Raw genomic sequence first — 3,284 nt, 5'->3', positions numbered from 1 at the left:
TGGGCCCCCGCCCCGCACGGCCCCTCCGCGGCGTCGGCGCGCCTGCACACCGGGGCGGGGGGCGCGGCGGGCCGGCTGGTCGGCGCCCTCGCCATGGCCGCCCGGCGCCGCCCGGCCGGGTCGGGCGGCGCCGACGCCGCCGTGTCGGTGCCCGGGCAGCCGGTGGAACGGCAACCCGCCGGGGCCGTCCGATGACCACCGACACCCCCGCCCCGGCACGGGCCGGGGCCGCCGCCGAGGTCTGGACGGCCGAGGTGGACCGCGGGGACGACGCCCTCGACCGGATCGCCGCCGAGTGGGACGTGCTCGCCACCCGCTGCCGCACCGCCACCCCCTTCCAGGACGGCGCCTGGCTGCGCTCCTGGTGGCGCCGGTACGGCCGGCCGGGCGCGCTGGTGCTGGTGCTCGTCCGCCGGGACGGCCGGCTGGCCGGCGCCGCGGCCCTGCGCCGCCGCGGGGCCCTGGGCGGTCTGACGAACCTCGGCGGCGGGCTGGCCGACTTCACCGACGTGCTGCTCGACGACGACTGCCGCGGCCGGGCCGCCGCCGAACTGGCCGCCGCCCTGCCGTTGCGCCGCCCCTGGCACAGCCTGGAACTGCGCGAGGTGCACCCGGAGGCCGCCGTCCAGCAGGTGCTCGCCCACCACCGCGGCACCACCCGGCGCTACCGGGACTCGCTCTGCCAGCACCTGCCCGCGCTGCCCGTCGAGGAGTTGCTCAAGCGGCTGCCCGGAAAGACCGCCCAGCGCAGCCGGGTCAAGCTGCGGAAGATCGCCGCCTCCGGGGTGCAGGTGGACACCGCGCCGCCGGAGGAGGTGCCGCAGGCGGTGGCCGACCTGCTGCGGCTGCACTTCCTGCAGTGGCAGGAGCGCGGGGTCACCGCCGAGCACCGCACCGGGCGGTTCGCGGCGCACCTGGCCGAGTCGACGGCCTCGATGGCGGCCCGCGGCCGGGCCGCCGTGCACCGGTTCCGGCTGGACGGCGAGCTGGTCGCGGTGAACCTGGTGGTGCTCTGCCCGTCCTTCGGCGGCCTCTACCTGTACGGCGCCCATCCGCGGCTGCGCGAGCGGCTGGACATCGCCGGGCTGCTCTTCGGGGCGGCGCTGGACGAGGTCCGGGCGGCGGGCATCCCGGTGCTCAGCCTGTTGCGCGGCCAGGAGCCGTACAAGCAGCGGTGGCGCCCGGACGCCCTGCGCAACGAGCGGCTGGTGGTGGGCCCGCCGGGCCCGGCCCCGGCGGCGGCCCTGCTCGCCCTGCGGGTGCTGGCCCGGCAGGCGGCGGTGACCGTGCTGACCGCCCGGCTGCCGCGGCTGAAGGAGGCGCTAGCGGCGCGCCGGCGCGCGTGAGGAGACGCCGCCCGGCGCCCCCTTGGAGCCGGACATCAGCTGCCGGAAGACCGCGGCCGACCGCGGGTTGCGGTCGCAGCCCCAGAAGCCGTGCGGGCAGTAGTCGGTGACGGTCTGGTAGGCGGTGTCGTGGGTGCGCATCCACTCGATCATGCGCCGCACGTACTCGGGGTTGTCGCCGTTGCGGAACAGCCCCCACTCCGGGTACGAGACCGGCTTGCCGCGCCGGGCGGCGAACTCGGCCTGGTCCTGCAGCCCGTAGGGCTCGGTGACCATCTCCTCGAAGGAGGCGCCGGCCGGCATGTCGTAGGCGTCCATGCCGATGATGTCGACCACGTCGTCGCCCGGGTAGCAGCGCGTCCAGGGGATCGCGTCGAGCCCGCGGGTGGGGGTGAAGTCGAAGCGGAAGTGCTGGCCGGGCACCGAGCGCATCACGGTGACGATCCGGCGCCAGTACGCCTTCCAGGCCGCCGGGTCGGGCCGGCAGCGGGAGCTGTAGGTGGTGCCGTTCATCTCCCAGCCGAGCGTGAGCACGGTGTCGCCGCCGCCGAACGCGACGAGCTTGCGGGCCAGTTTGAGGAAGTGCTGGTCGAACTCGCCCTTGGTGCCGTGGGCGAGCAGCGCGGCGACCTGCCCGTCGCTCAGGTTGCCCTCGTTGGGCACCAGCATCGGCACGCCGAGCACCAGGGTGCGGGCCGGGTCGCGCAGCCGCCACTGCGACCACAGGCCCAGCACCTGGTTCTCGCCCTCGACGTCGGCCCAGCCGTTGCCCGCCAGGTAGGTGTGGCCGACCTGCAGGTCGGCGTTGCGCAGCCAGGTGGACAGCTTGGCGATCTGCGGGATGTAGGTGTCCCAGGAGCCGACGAAGGCGCCGAACGGCACCTCGTGCGGGGGCCGCAGCACGGCGGGCTTCGGGGCGGCCCCGCGCCGGCCGTCCTCCGCGGTGTCGGCGGAGAAGACGTCGTGCCGCGGGGTCTGGCTGAGCGGCGCCCCAACTACGGCCAGATCCGCCGCCCGCCGTCCGCCGAGCACTGGTTCGGCACCAACGGCATCGGCCAGGACGTCTTCGCACAGACCGTCCGCGGCCTGCAGAAGTCCCTGGTCATCGGCCTGCTCGTGGCCGTGCTCTCCACCGGCCTCGCCTCCCTGGTCGGCGCCTGCGCGGGCTACTTCGGCGGCTGGACCGACCGGCTGCTGATGTTCCTCGTCGACCTGATGCTGATCTTCCCCGGCTTCCTGGTCATCGCCATCGTCTCGCCGCGGCTGCGCGGCACCGGCTGGCTCGCCTTCGTCCTGCTGCTCGCCCTGTTCAACTGGATGATCACCGCCCGGGTGGTCCGCTCCATGACCAGGTCGCTGCGCGAACGCGAATTCGTCGCCGCCGCACGGTTCATGGGCGTCGGAGCGTTCCGCATCATCTGGCGGCACGTGCTGCCCAACGTCTCCTCCTTCCTGATCATCGACGCCACCATCGCCGTCGGCGGCGCCGTGATGAGCGAGGCCGCGCTCTCCTACTTCGGCTTCGGCGTCCGCGCCCCCGACGTCTCGCTCGGCACCCTGCTCGCGGCCGGCACCGCCGACGCCCCCGTCTTCCCCTGGCTGTTCTACTTCGCCGCCGCCCTCCTCGTGCTGTTCGTCCTCGCCGTCAACCTGGTCGGCGACGGTCTGCGCGACGCCCTCGACCCCACCGCCGAGGCCGGACGCCGCTCCGCCCGGCTCGCCCGCGCCGCCCGCACGCCCGTCGGGGGAACCCCGGCCGACGGGCCCACCGACGACGACCCCGGCACGCCCGCCGCCCGAACCCGCCGGAGCACCCCGTGACCCCCGCCCTGCTCACCGTCCGGGACCTCACCGTCGACTTCGGTACGGCCCCCGCCGTCCGCGGCGTCGACCTCGACCTGCACCGCGGCGAAACCCTCGGCATCGTCGGCGAGTCCG

At 75.5% G+C, this 3,284-nt stretch carries 3 protein-coding genes and 1 pseudogene; 3 read left to right on the top strand and 1 reads right to left on the bottom strand.

All coding sequences use genetic code 11. The features are described from left to right. A pseudogene (locus tag ABZ641_RS30410) lies at window positions 1–195 on the top strand (lipopolysaccharide biosynthesis protein); the annotation flags it as partial. Further along, complete coding sequence (locus tag ABZ641_RS30405; protein ID WP_344621931.1) at window positions 192–1,346, top strand: GNAT family N-acetyltransferase; 1,155 nt, start codon at window positions 192–194, stop codon at window positions 1,344–1,346. The pseudogene ABZ641_RS30410 and the gene ABZ641_RS30405, both read left to right, overlap by 4 nt. Here ABZ641_RS30405 and ABZ641_RS30400 read toward each other — a convergent pair. Further along, the gene (locus tag ABZ641_RS30400) at window positions 1,323–2,378 is read right to left on the bottom strand and encodes a glycosyl hydrolase (RefSeq protein ID WP_359986945.1); all 1,056 of its coding nucleotides are present in this window, start codon (window positions 2,376–2,378) and stop codon (window positions 1,323–1,325) included. The two genes, ABZ641_RS30405 and ABZ641_RS30400, sit on opposite strands and share 24 nt — an antisense overlap. Between ABZ641_RS30400 and ABZ641_RS30395 the strand changes: the two genes are divergently transcribed. Continuing rightward, window positions 2,310–3,167: an ABC transporter permease gene (locus tag ABZ641_RS30395; RefSeq protein WP_359986942.1), complete on the top strand. Its 858-nt coding sequence runs from the start codon at window positions 2,310–2,312 to the stop codon at window positions 3,165–3,167. The two genes, ABZ641_RS30400 and ABZ641_RS30395, sit on opposite strands and share 69 nt — an antisense overlap. Window positions 3,168–3,284 lie beyond the last annotated feature (117 nt).

The organism is Kitasatospora sp. NPDC007106 (assembly GCF_040634455.1).
Lineage (GTDB): Bacteria > Actinomycetota > Actinomycetes > Streptomycetales > Streptomycetaceae > Kitasatospora > Kitasatospora arboriphila.
Note: the sequence above shows the minus strand (reverse complement) of the source record. Positions and strands in the feature narration are given on the sequence as shown.